The sequence below is a fragment of the Streptomyces sp. NPDC001492 genome (genome assembly GCF_053597275.1).
The window spans coordinates 57,334-76,767 of the sequence record NZ_JBSFHW010000032.1; the positions used below are offsets into that span (position 1 = coordinate 57,334).

At 70.8% G+C, this 19,434-nt stretch carries 18 protein-coding genes; 12 read left to right on the top strand and 6 right to left on the bottom strand.

Annotated elements, in window-relative coordinates:
* Nucleotides 1-85 precede the first annotated feature (85 nt).
* Entirely contained in the window at nucleotides 86-1,951 is a 1,866-nt protein-coding gene (locus ACWC1K_RS33495) for an AAA family ATPase (RefSeq protein ID WP_450836688.1), read from the bottom strand.
* Nucleotides 1,952-2,378: 427 nt separating this feature from the next.
* Nucleotides 2,379-3,032 (bottom strand): uridine kinase family protein, encoded by a 654-nt coding sequence (locus ACWC1K_RS33500; protein ID WP_450836689.1) that lies wholly within the window; start codon nucleotides 3,030-3,032, stop codon nucleotides 2,379-2,381.
* A gap of 219 nt (nucleotides 3,033-3,251) precedes the next feature.
* Here ACWC1K_RS33500 and ACWC1K_RS33505 point away from each other — a divergent pair, with 219 nt between their 5' ends.
* The 6 genes from ACWC1K_RS33505 to ACWC1K_RS33530 all read left to right on the top strand — a co-directional run bounded on the left by ACWC1K_RS33505 (nucleotide 3,252) and on the right by ACWC1K_RS33530 (nucleotide 9,843).
* Entirely contained in the window at nucleotides 3,252-4,202 is a 951-nt protein-coding gene (locus ACWC1K_RS33505) for a hypothetical protein (RefSeq protein WP_450836690.1), read from the top strand.
* A 68-nt stretch (nucleotides 4,203-4,270) separates the two neighbouring features.
* Entirely contained in the window at nucleotides 4,271-5,725 is a 1,455-nt protein-coding gene (locus ACWC1K_RS33510) for an amino acid permease (RefSeq protein ID WP_450836691.1), read from the top strand.
* 192 nt (nucleotides 5,726-5,917) lie between these two features.
* Entirely contained in the window at nucleotides 5,918-7,291 is a 1,374-nt protein-coding gene (locus tag ACWC1K_RS33515) for a peptidase C39 family protein (protein WP_450836692.1), read from the top strand.
* Nucleotides 7,292-7,426: 135 nt separating this feature from the next.
* Nucleotides 7,427-7,567, top strand: coding sequence for an SCO1431 family membrane protein (locus tag ACWC1K_RS33520; RefSeq protein ID WP_450836693.1), 141 nt, complete (start codon nucleotides 7,427-7,429; stop codon nucleotides 7,565-7,567).
* A gap of 122 nt (nucleotides 7,568-7,689) precedes the next feature.
* On the top strand, nucleotides 7,690-8,349 hold the full coding sequence (locus tag ACWC1K_RS33525; protein WP_450836694.1) for a TetR/AcrR family transcriptional regulator: 660 nt from the start codon (nucleotides 7,690-7,692) through the stop codon (nucleotides 8,347-8,349).
* 321 nt (nucleotides 8,350-8,670) lie between these two features.
* The gene (locus tag ACWC1K_RS33530) at nucleotides 8,671-9,843 is read left to right on the top strand and encodes an acyl-CoA dehydrogenase family protein (protein ID WP_450836695.1); all 1,173 of its coding nucleotides are present in this window, start codon (nucleotides 8,671-8,673) and stop codon (nucleotides 9,841-9,843) included.
* On the opposite strand, the gene ACWC1K_RS33535 is transcribed toward ACWC1K_RS33530, so the two are convergent.
* Nucleotides 9,806-10,054 (bottom strand): hypothetical protein, encoded by a 249-nt coding sequence (locus ACWC1K_RS33535; RefSeq protein WP_450836696.1) that lies wholly within the window; start codon nucleotides 10,052-10,054, stop codon nucleotides 9,806-9,808. The genes ACWC1K_RS33530 and ACWC1K_RS33535 overlap by 38 nt on opposite strands.
* A 139-nt stretch (nucleotides 10,055-10,193) precedes the next feature.
* Here ACWC1K_RS33535 and ACWC1K_RS33540 point away from each other — a divergent pair, with 139 nt between their 5' ends.
* Both ACWC1K_RS33540 and ACWC1K_RS33545 read left to right on the top strand, forming a co-directional pair.
* Nucleotides 10,194-11,294, top strand: coding sequence for a hypothetical protein (locus ACWC1K_RS33540; RefSeq protein ID WP_450836697.1), 1,101 nt, complete (start codon nucleotides 10,194-10,196; stop codon nucleotides 11,292-11,294).
* Between the two features lie 12 nt (nucleotides 11,295-11,306).
* Complete coding sequence (locus ACWC1K_RS33545; RefSeq protein ID WP_450836698.1) at nucleotides 11,307-12,404, top strand: phosphotransferase family protein; 1,098 nt, start codon at nucleotides 11,307-11,309, stop codon at nucleotides 12,402-12,404.
* Between the two features lie 10 nt (nucleotides 12,405-12,414).
* Here ACWC1K_RS33545 and ACWC1K_RS33550 read toward each other — a convergent pair whose 3' ends face one another.
* On the bottom strand, nucleotides 12,415-12,849 hold the full coding sequence (locus ACWC1K_RS33550; RefSeq protein ID WP_450836699.1) for a hypothetical protein: 435 nt from the start codon (nucleotides 12,847-12,849) through the stop codon (nucleotides 12,415-12,417).
* Between the two features lie 278 nt (nucleotides 12,850-13,127).
* On the opposite strand from ACWC1K_RS33550, the gene ACWC1K_RS33555 reads away from it, so the two are divergent.
* The 4 genes from ACWC1K_RS33555 (at nucleotide 13,128) to fxsA (ending at nucleotide 17,292) form a co-directional block, all read left to right on the top strand.
* Nucleotides 13,128-13,568: an Lrp/AsnC family transcriptional regulator gene (locus tag ACWC1K_RS33555; protein ID WP_030946711.1), complete on the top strand. Its 441-nt coding sequence runs from the start codon at nucleotides 13,128-13,130 to the stop codon at nucleotides 13,566-13,568.
* A 128-nt stretch (nucleotides 13,569-13,696) separates the two neighbouring features.
* On the top strand, nucleotides 13,697-15,307 hold the full coding sequence (locus tag ACWC1K_RS33560; protein WP_450836700.1) for an amidohydrolase: 1,611 nt from the start codon (nucleotides 13,697-13,699) through the stop codon (nucleotides 15,305-15,307).
* A 537-nt stretch (nucleotides 15,308-15,844) separates the two neighbouring features.
* Complete coding sequence (locus tag ACWC1K_RS33565; protein ID WP_450836701.1) at nucleotides 15,845-16,639, top strand: polyprenol monophosphomannose synthase; 795 nt, start codon at nucleotides 15,845-15,847, stop codon at nucleotides 16,637-16,639.
* 95 nt (nucleotides 16,640-16,734) lie between these two features.
* Nucleotides 16,735-17,292: an FxsA family membrane protein gene (fxsA, locus tag ACWC1K_RS33570; RefSeq protein WP_450836702.1), complete on the top strand. Its 558-nt coding sequence runs from the start codon at nucleotides 16,735-16,737 to the stop codon at nucleotides 17,290-17,292.
* Between the two features lie 99 nt (nucleotides 17,293-17,391).
* On the opposite strand, the gene ACWC1K_RS33575 is transcribed toward fxsA, so the two are convergent.
* Nucleotides 17,392-17,766 carry an RNA polymerase-binding protein RbpA gene (locus tag ACWC1K_RS33575; protein ID WP_003977404.1) on the bottom strand — a complete coding sequence of 125 codons (375 nt, stop codon included), beginning with the start codon at nucleotides 17,764-17,766 and terminating at the stop codon, nucleotides 17,392-17,394.
* Nucleotides 17,767-18,033: 267 nt separating this feature from the next.
* Nucleotides 18,034-19,377 (bottom strand): MFS transporter, encoded by a 1,344-nt coding sequence (locus ACWC1K_RS33580; protein WP_450836703.1) that lies wholly within the window; start codon nucleotides 19,375-19,377, stop codon nucleotides 18,034-18,036.
* Nucleotides 19,378-19,434 lie beyond the last annotated feature (57 nt).

A 19,434-nucleotide genomic window follows, 5' to 3' on the forward strand; every position in this document is an offset into this window, starting at 1 on the left:
CCCTAGGGGCGCGGGGAACTGTGCGACAAGCCACAACGTATCCGCAGCCGCGAGAGACCGGGATCACCGAGCTCGTGGGCGCAGCTCACAACCCCGACGGATCCTGCGGCCCCCGCCCGGACAGCACTTCCCCATAGGCCTGCATCAGATCCGGCAGCCGCAGTGTCGACAAGTCGTCCCGCGACAACACCCCGGGATACGTCGACAACCGCAGATCCCGATAAGCACAGCTCTTCTCGTACAGCGTCCGCAGGAACCGCCCGTTCCCCAGCTCGTCGATCCACCCCTGATCCACCACATGCCCGGCGATCGACCGCAGCTCGTCCAACGCCTCCTCGTCCCACACGTCGCCGTTCTCGGCAGCCAGCACCTCACCGATCGAGGTGAGTTCGAGCGGCCGGTACGAGGGGAAGTCGACGCGGGTGGTGAAGCGGGACGACAGCCCGGGGTTGGCCGCCAGCAGGCGGTCCATGCCCTCCGGGTAGCCGGCCAGGATGACCACGAGGTGGTCGCGGTTGTCCTCGGCCCGCTTCAGCAGCACCTGCAGCGCCTCGTCGCCGTACGCGTCGCCCTTGCCGTACCCGGAGTTGGACAGCGAGTAGGCCTCGTCGACGAACAGCACACCGCCGATCGCGGAGTCGATCAGTTCGTTGGCCTTCACGGCCGTCTGTCCCAGGTACTCGCCCACCAGGTCGGCCCGCTGTGCCTCGACGAGGTGGTCGCCGCCGAGCAGTCCGAGGGCGTAGAAGACGCGGCCGAGGATGCGGGCGACCGTGGTCTTGCCGGTGCCGGAGGGGCCGGAGAAGACGAAGTGCCGTTTCGGCGGCTGGACCGGCAGGCCCTGACCGGCGCGCAGCCGCGCCATGTTCAACTGCGCCGACAGCGCCTTGACCTGTCGCTTCACCGGCTCCAGGCCGACCATGCGCTCCAGCTCCGCGAGCGCCTCCTCGAGCAGTGCGGGGTCGGTGGGCCCTGCCGGCAGCGGGGACCCCGGCGGGCCGACGCTCTTCTCGCGCACCGTCGGGTCGATCGACGACGGCAGCGGGGCCACCGGCGGGAGGTCGGACTCGGAGAGCCTCAGGTCCCGGCCCTCGGCGCCGAAGAGCGGGTCCAGGGTGTCGGGGCCCTCCAGGGCGTCCTGGCCGCCGGAGAGCGTGATCGCGGCGAGGTCGGTGGCCTCGTCGTAGCCGTCGCCCTCGGCGATCGCCGCGAGCCGGGCCGAGGTGTCCATGAAGGCGGGGTCGACGCGGTGCACGGCCCTGTAGAGGGGGAGGGCGGCGGCCGAGCGGCCCGTGCCCTCGTGGGCGCGCGCCAGCCAGTAGCGCAGCTCCTTGCGCTGCGGCTGCTCGCTGCGGCAGCGCATGAGAGCGGACGAGAGCAGCGGCTCGGCCTGTCCGTACATCTCCAGGCGGACCCGCGCCATGCCGCCGAACAGGCCCGCCTCGATACCGAGCAGGGCGTCGTCGATCAGCGGGTCGGTGTGGCGGACGAGCTGGTCCCAGTCCTTGACGAGATAGGCGCGGCAGGCGTGCAGAAAGCGGACCTGCGGGTCGGTGTCCACGGGCGGCAGACCGGCGAGCGCCCGGTCCAGCTCCGGAACATGGCGGCCGTCCAGCCAGTGCGAGGCATGCGCGAGCAGCAGGTCGCGCGGGCTCTCCAGCACGGGCTGCACCCACCAGCCGAGCCAGTACCAGGAGTTGAGGGAGCGGCGGTGCCGGGCGCGCTGTTCGCCGAAGCGGTCACGGTGCCGGAACATTCGTAACAGCGCGGTCGTCGTGTCGACGCGCAGCGCGTGCAGTCCGAGCCAGCCGTCGGCCATCCCGGGATCCATCCGCACCGCGGCCCGGAACTCCTCCTCCGCCTGTGGATAGGCGCCCATCGTGTAGGCGTCCACACCTCGCAGCCAGGCGAGGTCGGCCGGGGCCTCGGGGCCCTGCGTGCCGAAATCCATCACGTCCCCCACAAACCGTGCCCCCGTCGGTTGACCGCCGGACCGATGTCCGCCGGCCGCCTTGATCGAACCGCCGTACCGTGGACCGGAGTTGCGGTGCGCGCAGCCCTCTGTCAGGTCGCACCGAGGGCATCGTACCTGCGGGGGTGTCGCCCGCCGAAGGGTGCCGCACGGGCCGTTTGGCGAGGTGGGAGCAGACGGGGCGCACTCCGGACGGTAACGGTGTGTGAGCGAAATGTGTCGCGGAGCGTCCGGAAAACAGGGTGCGGGCAGAACGAAGCCCCCGATCACGGGGGAACAACCGGGGGCTTCGCGAAGGTGGGCGGCTTCGAATGGCCGCACATTGAGAACGTAAGTCCTGTACGGCCCCCCGGTCAAGCGGAGTTGAGGCACTCCGGGAAGTTCCCCGGCGGGCGTCTTCACAAGTTCAGCACACTGCCGATGGCCCGTCACCCTGCGTGAGTGTCTGGTCCGGTCCAATGGTCTTCACCGGTCCCGGCAGCATCTCGTATCCCTTCTCCAACTGCCGTATCAGAAGGTCGGCGAACGGCCGCGAGGGGTCCACGGCGAAGTGTTGTCGCTCCGCCCTGACCCACTCGGCCCAGAACTCCCGCTGCTCCTCCCCGTCCCGCTGCCGTCCACGCGTCCAGGACTCCTCGTGCGGCAACTCCATCCACAGCAGCGCCGCGAGGTGCGGGCGCAGTGCGCGGCGGCCGGCTCCGACGCCCTCGACGAGGACCACCGGGGCGGGCGGCAGTGTGCGGGGCGGTCCGAAGCGGTGGAGGTGCCAGTCGTAGGGGGCGTAGTGGGCGCTCTCGCCGCGGCTGAGTGGTTCGATCACCTGGGCCAGCAGCCGCCCGGTCCACTCGAACAGCTCGTCGTGGCTGGCGATGTCGTCGAGGTGCAGCACGGGCGCCCCGTCCAGGGTCCGGGCCAACCGCCCGGCGAACGTGGACTTTCCGGAGCCGGCATGTCCGTCGACGCCGATCAGGCGGACCGGGCCGCAGGACGGGGGCAGTCGGCGGAGCCGGGAGGCGAGGTCGTGAATGGTCGCTCCTTGGCCGGCTGGAGAGTTGGGCATATTCGACGGGAACATTCTAGTGGTGGGTGAAATCGGGGCGAATGGGTGGGCCGGAAAATAGTGCCGTATTGAACCAGTTGTTGGCTGGCTGTGAGCCAGTGTTAATCCGGGACCGAAACCCGGGGCCGCCATCTCGAAAACCGCGTTCCGGTTGCGCTCGTCGCTGAGTAAGGTGCTGAGTGCACAACTGCGAGGCGTCGTACGGGGAGACAGGAGCAGATGGCCGCTGGGTTATTCGAGGGGCAGTATGTGTGGCATCCGGCGGCCGACGACCGCTTGCTCGCGAGCGTATGCGTCGACGTACGCGCCGGCCGATACCGGAGCGCCCATGAAGCCCTCGCCGAAACACGCGGCGACTTCGGTCTGCGCGCTCACCGCTCCCTGGTCCTCGCCTCCGAGGCCGCCGACTCCGACCTCGCCGAGCGCTGGCTGGCCGAGGAGGCGAGCCCCGAGTCGGCGCTGCTGTGGGCGCGGGTGGCGGTGCTGCGGGCGGTGCGCGCCGCCGACGCGAGGGACGATCGGGCCGAGGCCCTGGAGCGGATCGCGCTGACCGCCTGCGACCGGGCGGCGGCGATGAACCCGGCCGATCCCACGCCCTGGGCGGCCCGGCTGGCCATGGCCCGGCTGCACCGGCTGACCGACCCCGCCCCACGCGGGCTGCTCACCGCGCCGCCCGGCCCCTGGCGGCTGTTCGCGCACGTCCTGTCCCTCGACCCATGGCACCGCGAGGCCCACCACCGCTTCCTGGCCTGCTTCTTCACCCGCCACGGCGGCTCCGTGAACGCGGCCTGGGACGTCGCCGCCTTCCTCGGCCAGCGCGCACCCGCCGAGTCCCCGCTGCGCCTGCTGCCCCTCGTCGCCCTCGTCGAGAGCTACAACCCGACCCAGCTGCTCGCCGACCGGGTCTGGGAGCAGCCGCAGTGGCGCTCCACCGCTCTGGCGATCTACCAGAACTGGCTGCCCACGATGCCGGGTTACCGCTTCACCCCGGTGCTCGACCTGGCCTACCTGGCGCATGCGCTGGTCATGGGCAAGCGCGAGTTCGAGGCCCGCGCGGTCTTCGCGGCGATGGGGCCGTACGCCTCCCGTATGCCCTGGTCCGCCTTCGGTGAGCCGGCCGACCAGCTGTCCCGCGCCCGCCGCGCCTGCGGCCTCCCGGTCCCCCCGTAGCCCCCCACAGAGAGAAAGGCCGAACTGTGCCGGAACAGATATCGGACGACGACGCCGTACTTCATGAGATGGGATACCCGAGAAAACTCACCCGTCGCTTTCAGGCGTTCGACAATTTCGCCATCTCATTCACCATCATCAACATCATTTCGGGAATCTTCTCCAGCTTCGGATTCGGACTGAATGCCGGAGGCCCCCGCATTCTCGTCTTCGGCTGGATCGGCGTCTCCGTCATGGTGCTCTTCGTCGGTCTGGCCATGGCGGAAGTCGCCTCCGCCTATCCGACGAGCGGCGCCCTGTATTTCTCCGCCGGGAAACTCGCGAGACGGCACAAGGGGGCCTGGTCCTGGTACACCGGCTGGCTGAACTTCGTGGGCCAGATCGGCGGCACCGCCGCCACCGGCTACGCCGCCGCCACCTTCATCCAGGCCTTCATCGCCCTGCAGTGGTCCTCGTATGTGCCGACCGCCCACCAGACGGTGCTGATCACGGCACTGCTCATCGTGCTGCAAGGGCTGGCCAACACCTACACCGTCCAGCTGGTCGCGCTCCTCAACCGGATCTCCGTGTGGTGGCTGCTGATCGGTCTCGTGGTGATCGTGGGCGCCCTGATCGTCGGACCCGACCAGCACCAGTCGGCCTCGTTCGTCACCCATTTCGCGAACAACACCGGTTTCACCAACGGGCTTTACGGCGGGATGCTCGGCCTGCTCGTGACCAGCTGGACCTTCACCGGCTTCGACGGCAGCTTCCACATGTCCGAGGAAACAGTGCGGGCCACGGTCAACGCGCCGAAGGGGATCACACGTGCGATCGGCTACTCCGCGATCACCGGTCTGATCCTGATGCTCGCACTGGTCTACAGCATTCACGACTACGACCATGTGGCGAGCGCATCCGCCCCGCCCGTCCAGATTCTCATCGACGGTCTCGGCCTGACCACCGCCAAGGTGCTTCTGCTGATCGTGATCGGCGCGATGCTCTTCTGCGGTCTCGCCAACCTCACCAGCAACACCCGCCAGATCTTCGCCTTCTCCCGCGACGGCGCCATGCCCGGCTCCCGGCTGTGGCACTCGGTCTCGCCGCGCACCCGTACCCCCGTCAAGGCCGTCTGGCTCGCGGTCGCCTGCTCGCTGGCGCTCGTCCTGCCCGGCTGGTGGTCGCACACGGCGTTCACCGCCATCGTCAGCGTCAACGTCGTCGGGCTCTTCCTCGCCTACGCCGTGCCGATCCTGCTCCGGCTGAGCCTCGGCGACGAGTTCCAGCGGGGGCCGTGGCACCTGGGCCGCTGGAGCATGCCCGTCGGGGTGATCGCGGTGGCCTGGATCCTGCTCAGCAGCGTGCTGTTCATGCTCCCGCAGGCCTCGCCGATCACCGTCGACTCCTTCAACTACGCGCCGATCGCCCTCGCCGTCGTTCTGGTCGTCGCCACCGTCTGGTGGTTCGCCACCGCCCGCAGCCGCTTCCAGGGGCCGGTCAGCTACGGCCGCCCCGACGAGGTCGCGGCGATGGACCTGATCTGAGCCCCGGGCCCGGCGCGCGCCCGCGTGCGCCGGGCCGGACGGACCGGCAGGTCATGCCAGTGGTCAGGACCAATATTGGTGGGCGTGGCATGGCCCGAAGTGCTGGCAGGAGGTGCCCCCTGCGGCCATAGTTGGCGCACGAACCGCGCATTTGGACCTGCCCGACTCGGACACCCGGGGGTCGTTCCACCCATGAGCAGAGCCGAACAGCCGTCCCGCAGAACCGTCCTCGCCGCCGCGGTGGCCGCCGCGGTGGTGGGCCCCGCCGTCACCACCGACGTGGCCGACGCCGAGGAGTCCGCCGTGATCCCGAACCGCCCCCACTCCGCGGGGCCTTCCACGGTCGACTACCGTTCGTGGACCTCCTACCAGGACTGGCGCGCCGGCGCCGCGCACGGCACGCGTGCCGTCGCGGGCGCCCGCCCCGGCGTGGTGATCGCCGCCCCCGTGGGCACCACCGACTACACCGACCCGCACACCGGCAAGACCGCCACCTGGGAGTACGCGAGCTGGACGTCCCCCGTCCACCGGCTCCGCGTCCCGGCCACCGAGGCGATCGCCTCCTGGAACGCGCACACCCCGGCCGGCACCTGGCTCCAGGTCGAACTGCACGGCACGTACTCCGACGGCACGCGGACCCCCTGGTACGTGATGGGCCGCTGGGCGGCCGGCGACCAGGACATCAAGCGGACCTCGGTGGACGACCAGAAGGACGGCAAGAGCGCTGTCTGGACGGACACCTTCGCCATCGACGACGCCTCGACCGGCCTGCGCCTGGTCTCGTACCGCCTCCGTCTCACCCTCTACCGCAAGCCCGGCACCAAGCTCACCCCCACCGTGTGGCGGCTCGGCGCGATGGGCTCGGACATCCCCGACCGCTTCACCGTCCCGGCCTCCACGCCCGGCCTCGCGAAGGAACTGATCGTCCCGCGCTACTCGCAGGAGATCCACAAGGGCCAGTATCCCGAGTACGACAACGGCGGCGAGGCCTGGTGCAGCCCCACCTCCTCGCAGATGATCATCGAGTACTGGGGAGGCAGGCTCACGCGCGAGCAACTGGCCTGGGTGGACCCGAGCTACGCCGACCCCCAGGTCGACCACGCGGCCCGCTTCACCTACGACTACCAGTACCAGGGCTGCGGCAACTGGCCCTTCAACGCCGCCTACGCGGCCACGTACAAGGATCTGCAGGGCGTGGTCACCCGGCTCGGCTCGCTCACCGACCTGGAGACACTGATCGCGGCCGGCATCCCGGCCATAACGTCCCAGTCGTTCCTCAAGGAGGAGCTGACGGGGGCGGGTTACGGCACCGCGGGGCATCTGATGACCGTCATCGGCTTCACCGCCGACGGCGATGTGATCGCCAACGATCCGTTCTCGCCGAGCGACGACGCGGTACGCCGTGTCTACAAGCGGCGCGAATGGGAGAACATCTGGCTCAGGACCAAGCGGTACAACGCCTCCGGCAAGGTCGTCTCCGGCACCGGCGGCGTCTGCTACCTGTACTTCCCGGCGCGGCCCACGCCCCGCCAGCGCAAGGCGCTCGCGACGGTCGGCGTGCGCTGAACGCCAGGCGGAAGGCCCGGCGTGCCGGGACCTTCCGCCTGTGACCGATGTCTCCGCCGCAAAAGCCGCCTGGGGTGGCAAGGTGGACGGAACCCCGCGGGGAGTCCACCGCACGCCCGACCTCAGCGAGACGCCATGACCGCACACTCGGCCACCGCCGCCCGCCCCCGCACCGGCGGCCCGGAGAACGACGGCCCGAAGATCCTCGAACACGTCATGGGCTGGACCCTCGTGATGGTCGTCGCGATGCTCGTCACCCAGCTCGGCCTGCTGTGATCTGACGCGGACAGAGCCCCGCTCTCCCCTGCGGCCACTCGTCGAGTGGACTCGAACGAGTGGACGTGGTCGTTCTGACATACTGCGGATGTCCCGCAGCCTGCCCGAGACCAGGGTCGAAATTGAAGATCAGCGAACAGAGCGACGCCACCCGGCCCCGGGCGCGCGGCACCGAGCGCTCGCTGGCGCGCCGAGCCGAACTCATCGCCATCGGGCGGAAGTTGTTCGCCGACACGTCGTACGACGCGCTCTCGATGGACGACATCGCACGGCAGGCGCATGTCGCCAAGGGGCTGATCTACTACTACTTCCAGTCCAAGCGCGGCTACTACCTGGCGATCATCAACGATTCGGTCGCCGACCTGGTCACCTTCGCGGCGAGCGAGATCGAGCTGGAGCAACTGGACCGCGTCCATCGCACGATGGAGGGCTATCTGCGCTATGCCGAGCACAACCAGGCCGCCTTCCGTGCGGTCGTCAGCGGCGGCGTCGGCTTCGACGCCGAGGTGCACGCCATCCGCGACGGTGTACGCGAGGCGATAGTCGCGACCGTCGCCGAAGGGGCGTACGGCCGCACGGACATCGCCCCGCTGGCCCGCATGGGCCTGTTCGCCTGGGTGTGCGGGGTGGAGGGTGCCACCCTCGACTGGATCGACCGGCCCCGGCTGTCCCGCGAACAGATGCGCGAACTCCTGGTCAAGCAGCTCGGCGGGGCCATGCGCGCCATCGAGGAACTGGACCCCGCCTACCCCACTCCGGCCCCGGCCCGCCGGGACACCTGAGCGAGCAGCGCAGGCTCGCGCCCGCCCGGACCCTGCTGGTTCTGCCACGCCGCCTTCGTCGCGCCGAGGCCCAGGCGCAACCCGTCACGTTCCGCTGCGCATCGCGTGCAGCGGGTGTCCGGGATATTCTTGAAGTGAGCGGTCGTTAACTGGTGACGGGATGCCTGCGATCGGGCATACTCACAGCGCACAGCCGCTGGTCAGCAGCTTCCGAGACCCGGGAGAGCAGAGCATCGGCCGGCCCCAGAGAGACCCGGCGGAGCCGCCCACACCCAAGGCGCACGTCGGCCGATGTGCCCGATCAGGGAGGAGAGCGTCGCCATGCCCGACCGCGCCCCGCAGCCGGTGGACCGGCAACTGCCCACGGACGAGGCCCGGGATCTGATCTCGCTCGTCCGCGACATCGCCCAGCGCGAGATCGCCCCGAAGGCGGCCGAGGAGGAGGACGCCGGACGCTTCCCGCGCGAGGTCTTCACCCTGCTGTCGGAGTCGGGACTGCTCGGCCTGCCGTACGACTCCGAGTACGGCGGCGGCGACCAGCCCTACGAGGTCTATCTCCAGGTCCTCGAAGAGCTCGCCGCGGCCCGCCTCACCGTCGGCCTCGGCGTCAGCGTGCACACGCTCGCCTGCTATGCGCTCGCCGCCTACGGCACCAAGGAGCAGCAGGTCGAGCACCTGCCCGCGATGCTGGGCGGCGGCCTGCTGGGCGCCTACTGCCTGTCCGAGCCGTCCTCCGGCTCCGATGCCGCCTCTCTTCGTACGAAGGCGGTGGGCGAAGGCGACCACTGGGTGATCAACGGCACGAAGGCCTGGATCACGCACGGCGGGATCGCCGACTTCTACACGGTCATGGCCCGCACGGGGGAGGAGGGGCCGCGCGGCATCACCGCCTTCCTGGTCCCGGGTGACGCCGAGGGGCTGAGCGGCGCGATGCCCGAGAAGAAGATGGGCATGAAGGGCTCACCCACCGCCCAGGTCCACCTCGACGGTGTGCGGGTGGCGGACGAGCGGCGCATCGGCGAGGAGGGGCAGGGCTTCGCGATCGCCCTGTCCGCGCTCGACTCCGGGCGGCTCGGCATCGCCGCCTGTGCGATCGGCCTCGCCCAGGCGGCGCTGGACGAGGCGGTCGCGTACGCCACCGGGCGGCAGCAGTTCGGGCGGCCCATCGCCGACTTCCAGGGGCTGCGCTTCATGCTCGCCGACATGGCCACCCAGATCGAGGCGGGCCGGGCCCTGTATCTGGCGGCGGCACGCCTGCGCGACGCGGGGCGGCCGTTCGCCAAGCAGGCGGCCATGGCCAAGCTGCTCTGCACGGACACCGCGATGAAGGTGACCACGGACGCCGTCCAGGTCCTCGGCGGTTACGGCTACACCGCGGACTTCCCGGTGGAGCGCTATATGCGCGAGGCCAAGGTGCTGCAGATCGTCGAGGGCACCAACCAGATCCAGCGCATGGTCATCGCCCGTCACCTGGCGGGTCCTGAAACGCGCTGAACTGGCCTCGGGTGACCTGCGGGGCCGCCAGCCTGATCCACTCCGGGTCGTGGCGGCCCGGCAGGGTGCGGCCCCGGTCGGCCCAGGCCCGCATCAGAGCGCGGTAGATCGGCGGGTCCTGCAGGTGCGGCGGCACCGGCGCGGCCGTTCCTGCGGGCGGCGGAACGAACATGCGGCGCTGACGCCCGATCACGGAATAGGTGGGGGTCATACCAGGGCAACGCGGAGGTAGGCGGACAGGTCACCCATCCGCGGAATCGAGCGTGAGTTCCCGGACGTCCGGCCCCCTCTCTGGCCTCCGTCAGCTGTCTGACGTACCGTCAGCCCAGCCGTCCCCAGGGAGGTTTGGCGTGGCCGACGACCGCCCCGTACCACTCGACGAGTACCCCGTGCACCAGGTCCCGCTGTCCATGAAGCACGTGGCCACCGGGGACCGGAACGCCTACGACCGCTGCATCTTCCACGTCCTCGACCACGAGGGGCGCGCCCTGCTCATCGTGGGCCTCGGCGTCTACCCCAACCTCGGCGTGATCGACGCGTACGCGACCCTGCGGACCGGGGACGCCCTGCACGCGGTGCGCGCCTGCGACGCCCTCGGCGAGGACCGCATGCGGCTTGCCGTCGGTCCGCTCAGGATCGAGGTCGAGGAGCCGCTGCGGCGGCTGCGGCTGACGGCCGACGACGACCTGTTGTCGTACGACCTCACCTGGACCGCCGGATTCCCCGCCCTGTGGGAACCCCACCACCTCCAGCGCCGCGGAGACCGGCTCACCCTCGAAGGGCGCCGCTTCGTCCAGGCGGGCGGCGTGGAGGGCGTGATCCGCGCCGCGGGTGAGGAGTTCCGGGTCACCGCCGGCGGATGGACCGGCACCCGCGACCGCAGCTGGGGCGTGCGGCCCATACCGGGGGAGGAGGGCGGCCGCCTGGCGGAGGAGAATCCGACCGAGGGCTTCCACTGGCTGTGGTGCCCGGTGCGCTTCGAGGACCGCTTCCTCATGGTCGTCGTCCAGGAGGACGCCGACGGCTACCGCTCCCTGAACGACGCCACCCTGGTCCGCCCCGGCCACCGCGACCGGCAACTCGGCTGGCCCCAGCCCGAGATCACCTACCGCTCCGGCACCCGCCACCCGGACCGCGCCCTCATCCACCTCGGCGACCTGCGCAAACCGCAGGAGCTGGAGGTCGAGATCCTCACCTCCTCGCCGCTCGCGATCGGCGCCGGCTACCCGCCCGCCGACGACTGGCAGCACGGCACCTGGCGTGGCCGCGGCTGGACGGACCGCCGTACCTACGACCTGACGCAGCCGCACGCCCTGGCCGCCTACGGGGTCACCGACCATGCCGCCCGCTTCCGGCTGGACGGCCGGACCGGTCACGGCATCTTCGAGCACGGCTCGTTCGGGCGGCACGATCCGAGCGGGTTCACGGACTTCACTTCGGTCGCACCGTAGGCGGTATCCGACATGGCACCCACTACGCCCCGCCCCCGCACCACCACCCGGGACCCGGAGGAGCTCGCCCGCCGCCTCACCGCCTGGCTCTCCACCCGCCTGCCCGGCGCCAAGGCGGCCGGCGTCGCCGTCCCCGAGTCCAACGGCATGTCCAGCGAGACCCTGCTCTTCGACATCGAGCACCCCGAACCGCCGGTGCGCCGCTGCGCGTTGAGACTCGCGGCGGACCCGGCGGCGTACACCGTCTTCCCGGTGTACGACATGCCGCGCCAGTACCGCACGATGCGCGTCGTGGCGGAGCACTCGGACCTGCCCGTGCCGAAGGTGCTGTGGCTGGAGGAGGATTCCGGGCCCCTCGGAGCGCCGTTCTTCGTGATGGAACGCGTCGAGGGACGTGTGCCGCCCGACGTCATGCCCTACACGTACGAGGGCAACTGGCTGCACGCGGCGAGCGACGCGGAGCGCGAGCACCTCGAAGCGGCCTCGATCGGCCTCCTGGCCCGACTGCACGACCAAGTGCCGCCGGAGGCCGCCGAGTTCCTCGCGCTCCCCGGCGAGGGCGACGCGCTGCGCCGCCATGTGACCGCCCAACGCGCCTACTACGACTGGGTCGTCGACGGTCGCCGCCGCTCACCGCTCATCGAGGCCGCGTTCGACCGGCTGGAGGAACTCTGGCCGAGCGATCCGGGCACACCGGTGCTCAACTGGGGCGACGCACGCATCGGGAACGTCGTCTACGACGGCTTCGAACCCGCCGCCGTCCTCGACTGGGAGATGGCGGCCCTGGCCCCGCGCGAGGTCGACCTCGGTTGGACCGTCTATCTGCACCGCTTCTTCCAGGACCTCACGGTCGCCTTCGGGCAGCGCGGTCTGCCGGACTTCCTGCGCCGCGACCGGATCGAGGCCCGCTACGCCGAACTCACCGGCCACACACCGCGCGACATGGACTTCCACACCCTGTACGCCGCGCTGCGGCACGCGATCGTCATGCTGCGGGTCGCCTACCGGCAGGTGCACTTCGGGGAGGCAGCCGTTCCGGCGGATCCGGACACACTGATCCTGCACCACGGCAGCCTGCGGGCCATGGTGCAGGGCAGCTACTGGAATTGAGCGAGGCGGTTCAGGCGGCCTGGCGGCGCATCGCCGGCACGCGCATCGGGCGCGAGCTCGGGCCGCCGACGTGCGAGAACGGCTGCGTCCGCCAGTCGAGGCCCTGAGGGAGCGTCAACAGGAGGGCGGTGTCCTGCTCCTGGGGCTGCGCCGACTCGTCCGCGGAGCGGGCCTCGGCCGCCCTGCGGCCGGTGCCGGCGCAGACCGTGAGGCCGAACGGGTTCCACGGCGAGGCGCACAGCGCGTGCTCCGGCAGGACCTGCTCGTCCGCCAGCAGGGCGATGGGCTGCGCGCAGTCCGGGCAGATCACCCGGTACATCTCGAAGGTGTCGTACGCGTCGAGTTCGTCCTCGAAGGCGTCGGGTTCGACGCCCTCCGGCTCGGGCTCGACGACGGCCTGGAGCCGCTTGGGTGCGGTACGACCAGGGCGCTTAAGACTCTGCATGGGTTCTCCCCCTCGGGCTGGGCCGTTCGGGCACTGCGGCCTCGACCACAGCAAGCACTTCCCGCCCCGTCTCGGCGGTAATCACGAGAGCATCACGGAGACGTCTCGACGGCTGTGTCCTTCGTCACATGCCGCCCGCAGGTGCCCGCGGCGGACGTTTTGTCCCCCGGGCGGCGCACGGACGGCTCACAGACAGCTCTCGGGCACATCACAAAGCGGGTATGACCTGGACTGCTCAGGTATCCGAGGAGATCAAGCGCACTGTAGGTTCTTGCGTCATGGAGGAGCTGGACCGTCAAATCGTGCAGCTGCTCGTCAAGGACGGGCGGATGAGCTACACAGACCTGGGCAAGGCCACGGGCCTGTCCACGTCGGCCGTGCACCAGCGGGTGCGCCGGCTGGAACAGCGTGGCGTCATCCGCGGCTACGCCGCGGTGGTCGACCCCGAGGCCGTCGGGCTGCCCATGACCGCGTTCATCTCGGTCAAACCCTTCGACCCCAGCGCCCCCGACGACATCTCGGACCGCCTGGCCGGGGTCCCGGAGATCGAGGCCTGCCACAGTGTCGCGGGCGACGAGAACTACATCCTCAAGGTGCGCGTGGCCACGCCGCACGAGCTGGAGGAGCTGCTGGCGCGGCTGCGGACGCTGGCGGGCGTCTCGACGCGTACGACGGTGGTCCTTTCCACGCCGTACGAGGCGCGGCCGCCGCGCATCTGAGGCCGGTACTGCGGCAGACCGCTGCTTCCGCTCGGGTGGAACGGGTGGGCACAGCCGGCAGCGCCGGGCGCCGTCTCGGCCCGGCCCCAGGTGCACCGCCGGTGGCTCGACACGAGAAACTGTCGGTCATGAGCGATCGCACCGACCAGCCGAACACCGTCCTGCTCCGCCGCGGAGAGGTCCACAGCCCCGCCGACCCCTTCGCGACCGCGATGGTCGTGGAGCGCGGCCAGGTCGCCTGGGTCGGTTCGGAGGGCGCCGCGGACGCCTTCGCGGACGGTGTCGACGAGGTGGTCGACCTGGACGGCGCCCTCGTCACCCCGGCCTTCACCGACGCCCATGTGCACACCACCTCCACCGGCCTCGCGCTCACCGGCCTCGACCTGTCCGACGCGCCCTCCCTGGAGGCCGCCCTCGCTCTGGTGCGGGACTTCGCGGCGGCCCGCCCGCAGGACAGGGTGCTGCTCGGGCACGGCTGGGATGCCGCCCGCTGGCCCGGTGGCCGGCCCCCGACGCGCGCGGAACTGGACGAGGCCGCCGGAGGCCGTCCCCTCTATCTCTCCCGCATCGACGTCCACTCGGCGGTCGTCTCCACGGCCCTGCTCGACCTGGCCCGCGGTGTCGGCGCGGCGGACGGCCCGCTGACCGCCGACGCCCACCACGCCGTACGCGCCGCCGCGTTCGCAGCCGTGACGCCGGCCCAGCGCGCCGACGCCCAGCGCACAGCGCTCGCGCACGCCGCCTCCCTGGGGATCGGCTCGGTCCACGAGTGCGCGGGACCGGAGATCTCCTCCGAGGACGACTTCACCGGACTGCTCCGGCTCGCGGCCGAGGAGATGGGACCGCGAGTGATCGGGTACTGGGCGGAACGGGCCGAAGAGGGGGTCGAGAAGGCGCGCGAACTGGGTGCCGCAGGCGCCGCCGGTGACCTCTTCGTCGACGGCGCCCTCGGCTCGCACACCGCTTGTCTGCACACGCCGTACTCCGACGCCGACCACACGGGCAGCGCCTATCTGGATGCCGCCGCGGTGGCCGCCCATGTCGTGGCCTGCACCGAGGCGGGCCTCCAGGCGGGCTTCCACGCGATCGGCGACGCGGCCGTGACCACGGTCGTGGACGGTGTGCGCGCCGCCGCCGAGAAGGTCGGCCTCTCCCGCGTCAGGGCCGCCCGCCACCGCGTCGAGCACGCCGAGATGCTCACCCCCGAAACGATCGCGGCCTTCGCCGAGCTCGGCCTGACCGCCTCCGTGCAGCCCGCCTTCGACGCGCTGTGGGGCGGCGAGGACGGCATGTACGCCCAGCGCCTGGGCGCCGACCGGGCGCGCACCCTGAACCCCTTCGCGGCCCTGCTCAGGGCGGGCGTCCCCCTCGCGTTCGGCTCCGACAGCCCCGTCACGCCGCTCGACCCGTGGGGCACGGTCCGCGCCGCCGCCTTCCACCGCACGCCCGAGCACCGCGTCTCCGTGCGGGCCGCGTTCACGGCCCACACCCGCGGTGGCTGGCGGGCGATCGGGCGGGACGACGCGGGCGTCCTGGTGCCCGGCGCACCCGCCGACTACGCCGTGTGGCGCACCGACGAACTGGTCGTCCAGGCCCCCGACGACCGGGTCGCCCGCTGGTCCACCGATCCCCGCTCCGGCACTCCCGGCCTGCCCGACCTCAGCCCCGGCCGCGACCTGCCGGTCTGTCTGCGCACCGTGGTCGGCGGGCGGACGGTGTTCGTACGGCCGGGCGAGTGATCTCCCGGGGTGGCGCGGCGCCGATCGGCGCCCCCAGCGGCGTCGCACGACCTGCGTATCCTCCGCCCTGACCAGGGCTTTGATGCAAAATGCGCAGGTCAAACGGCTGTTGACAGCCGATGGCAGGAGGCCGGTAGGTTCGGCCGGGTCCACCACCGGACGCCCGACCGGGGAACTTCCGCGCACTCGTCGCAGCGCCACTGGGTCAGGGACGGTGTGCCGCACCGGGGCACCGCCACTGGGAGCCAGGCTCAGCGCCCGCGCCGCGACGGGAGGACCGTTTAGGCCGGTCGGGGAGGTGTGACCCGGGTGGGGCCCGGGCTCAGTAGACAACGGCTTTCGGTCGACCCGCAGCCAGCGGGCCCCAGGTCGGCCCGAAGGGCGCCGGGCCCCCATCCGCAGAACCGCGGACGTGCCCGAAAACGCGCTCTTACCCCGCTCTTGTGGAATCGACACCACTATACGAACGTCCTGTCGCGTCATCGCAGGCCGTGGCCACTATGGTGGACGTCTGCGTACGGACACGAAGGGGCAGCAGTGAACGACGGCGACGGGACCCTCGCGGCAAAGGCCCAGGGGAGGCAGTTCGGCCCGCTCGGCACGGCCTTGGTGATCATTCCGACCTACAACGAGGCGGAGAACATCAAGTCCATCGTCGGCCGGGTGCGGAAGGCGGTCCCCGAGGCTCACGTCCTCGTGGCCGACGACAACAGCCCCGACGGCACCGGCAAGCTGGCCGACGAACTGGCCGCCGAGGACGACCACGTCCAGGTGATGCACCGCAAGGGCAAGGAGGGCCTCGGAGCCGCCTACCTCGCGGGCTTCCGCTGGGGCCTGGACAACGGCTACGGGGTCCTCGTCGAGATGGACGCCGACGGCTCCCACCAGCCCGAGGAACTGCCCCGGCTGCTCACCGCGCTCAAGAGCGCCGACCTGGTCCTCGGCTCCCGCTGGGTGCCCGGCGGCCGGGTGGTGAACTGGCCCAAGAGCCGCGAGTTCATCTCCCGCGGCGGCAGCCTCTACTCCCGCCTCGCCCTCGACCTGCCGCTGCGCGACATCACCGGCGGCTACCGCGCCTTCCGCCGCGAGACCCTCGAGGGCCTCGGCCTCGACGAGGTCGCCTCCCAGGGCTACTGCTTCCAGGTCGACCTGGCCCGCCGCGCGGTCAAGGCCGGCTACCACGTCGTCGAGGTGCCCATCACCTTCGTCGAGCGGGAACTGGGCGACTCCAAGATGAGCCGCGACATCCTCGTCGAGGCCCTGTGGCGGGTCACGGCATGGGGCGTGGGCGAGCGGGTCGCCAAGGTCACGGGCCGCGGCCAGAAGGCCTGACCGCCGTCCGTCCGCACCGGGCCGCGTACGGTCTCGCCGGCACGGTTGATCATTCGCTTACGCCGCACTGAGGCGGGCCCAGGCACACTGGACGCATGACGACAGGTGCTCCGACCCCCACGTACCCCGCCCGGCCCCGGCGCTCCAGGCTGCGGACCTTCCTGCCGCTCGGCGTCGCGGCCTGGCTGGTGCTGGAGATCTGGCTGCTGACCGTGGTCGCGGGCGCGTCGAGCGGCTTCACCGTGTTTCTGCTGCTGGTGGCGGGCTTCGTGCTCGGAGCTGCGGTGATCAAGAAGGCGGGCCGGCGCGCCTTCCAGAACCTCAACGAGGCGCTGCAGCGCGGCGGCACCCCCCAGAGCGGCGGCGGCAACGGCCTGCTGATGCTCGGCGGTCTGCTCCTGATGATCCCCGGCCTGATCTCGGACGCGGTGGGCCTGCTTCTGCTGATCCCCCCGGTCCAGAAGGCCCTGAGCCGCTTCACCGAGCGCACGCTCGACCGCAAGCTGCGCGAGGCCGGTCCCGGCAGCTTCGGTGACGCCTTCCAGCAGGCGCGCATCCACCGCCCCGACGGCAAGGTCGTCCAGGGCGAGGTCATCAGGGACGAGCCGGGCGGCGACACCCCGCAGGGTCCGCGCCCGCCGCTGACCCACTGAGAGCGCGGCAGGACATACGACTGCGGGCGTCCACGTGAATCCACGTGGACGCCCGCAGTCGCTTGCGTGCGTAGTTGGTCCGCCCGACCCCGGCAGGAACTAGGCCGACTTGCGGCTGTCCCGCGGGTGAACCGCGATGTTCATCGCGCCCGAACGGAGAACGGCCAGGCGCTCCTCGAGGACCTCTTCGAGTTCCTCGCGGGTGCGCCGCTCCATCAGCATGTCCCAATGCGTACGCGCGGGCTTGGCCTTCTTTTCCTCAGGGCCGTCGCCGTCAACGAGGAGTGCCTGGGCCCCGCAGACCTTGCACTCCCACTCCGGCGGGATCTCCGCCTCGACCGAGAAGGGCATCTCGAACCGGTGCCCCTTCTCACATGCGTACTCCACGGCCTGGCGCGGGGCCAGGTCGATGCCGCGGTCCGTCTCGTAGCTGGTCACCACGAGGCGCGTGCCGCGAAGAGCTCGCTCACTCATGAATCGTGCCTCCCGGGCTTGTCGCCCACAGGACAGGTGTCGCTGTCGTCGTCATCCGGTCAACGTCCGGTCGGCGGTAAAGATTCCCGTTCCGTGTCCCGTTCCGGGTCATGCGTCGCCGTCGTAGCCGCCCCTTGTTGTACCCACCGTCGCCCGGTTTGTCACATCTGCTAGCAGATGTCACCCAGCGTTTCGTCATCTTTGACGCGCAGTAACGGTACGCCTGGCAGGCCAAACGCGTACACTACAGCCCTTTCGTCGTGAGCGCTAAATCCTCTCGGGAACCGGATTGCCGGCATCCAGGATCGCCTGCCGCACCGGAACCCTTGCGAGCAGGGCGAATCCCATGACGAAGAAGGCCACGAGCGAGATGATCGCGTCGCGATAACTTCCGGTCAGCTGGTAGGTGATCCCGAACAGCAGCGGCCCCAGCCAGCTCATGCCCCGGTCGCTCATCTCGTACGCCGAGAAGTACTCGGCCTCCTTGCCGGGCGGGACCAGATGCGAGAACAAGGAGCGGGAGAGGGCCTGGCTGCCGCCCAGTACGAGGCCGATCCCGGACGCCAGCACGAAGAACCACACCGGCGCCCCGGCCGGCAGGAAGTATCCCGCAGCCAAGGTCACCGTCCACGCCACCAGTGAGCCGAGGATGGTGCGCTTGGCTCCGTACGTCCGGGCCAGCCTCCCCATCCCCAGCGCGCCCGCCACCGCCAGCACCTGGACCATCAGTACGGCCGTGATGAGCGTGGACTGGCTCAGGCCCAGCTCCTGGGAGCCGTACACCGACGCCTGCGAGATCACCGTCTGGATGCCGTCGTTGTAGATGAGGTAGGCGAGCAGGAAGGCCAGGGTGAGCGGTTTGCCGCGCATGTCCCGGACGGTGGACGCCAGCTGCCGCCAGCCGTGCACCGCGGGCGCCGAGGAAGCCGAGGACGCCGTACGGCGGTCACGCAGCCGCTTCAGCGGTACGAGGGTGAAGGCGCCCCACCACAGGCCCGCGGAGGCCAGGCAGATGCGGACGGCCGTCGCTTCGGAGACGCCGAAGGACTCGTGCCCGGTGAACAGGATCAGGTTCACGATCAGCATCGACGAGCCGGCCGCATAGCCAAAGGCCCAGCCGCGCGAGGAGACCCGGTCGCGCTCCTCGGGCGGTGCGATCTGCGGCAGGTAGGAGTTGTAGACGACCATCGAGACGGCCACGGACGAGTTGGCGACGATCAGCAGCAGGCCGCCCAGCAGATAGCGGTCCCCGGACAGGAAGAACAGGCCCGTGGTGGCCGTCGCCCCCACGTAGGCGCAGGCGGCCAGCAGTGGCTTTTTCCGCCCCGTGCGGTCGGCGGCCGCGCCCACCAGCGGCATCACGAGGATCGACACGATCACGGACGCGGAGACGCAGTACGCGAAGAACGAGCCGGCCCGCACGGGGATGCCCAGCGGATGCACGAAACCGTCCGCGTCCGCCGCGGACTTGGCGACGGCCGTCAGATAGGGGCCCAGGAACACGGTGAGCACGCTCGTCGAGTAGACGGAGCAGGCCCAGTCGTAGAAGTACCAGCCGCGCTGTTCGCGCCGCCGGTCGATGACGTCCGTCCGCACGGTGTCGGTGCTCACCTGTGCCCTCGCTTCCCCGCTGAAATGCCGTGCGAAGGCTCGGGGGAGGGCCGCCGG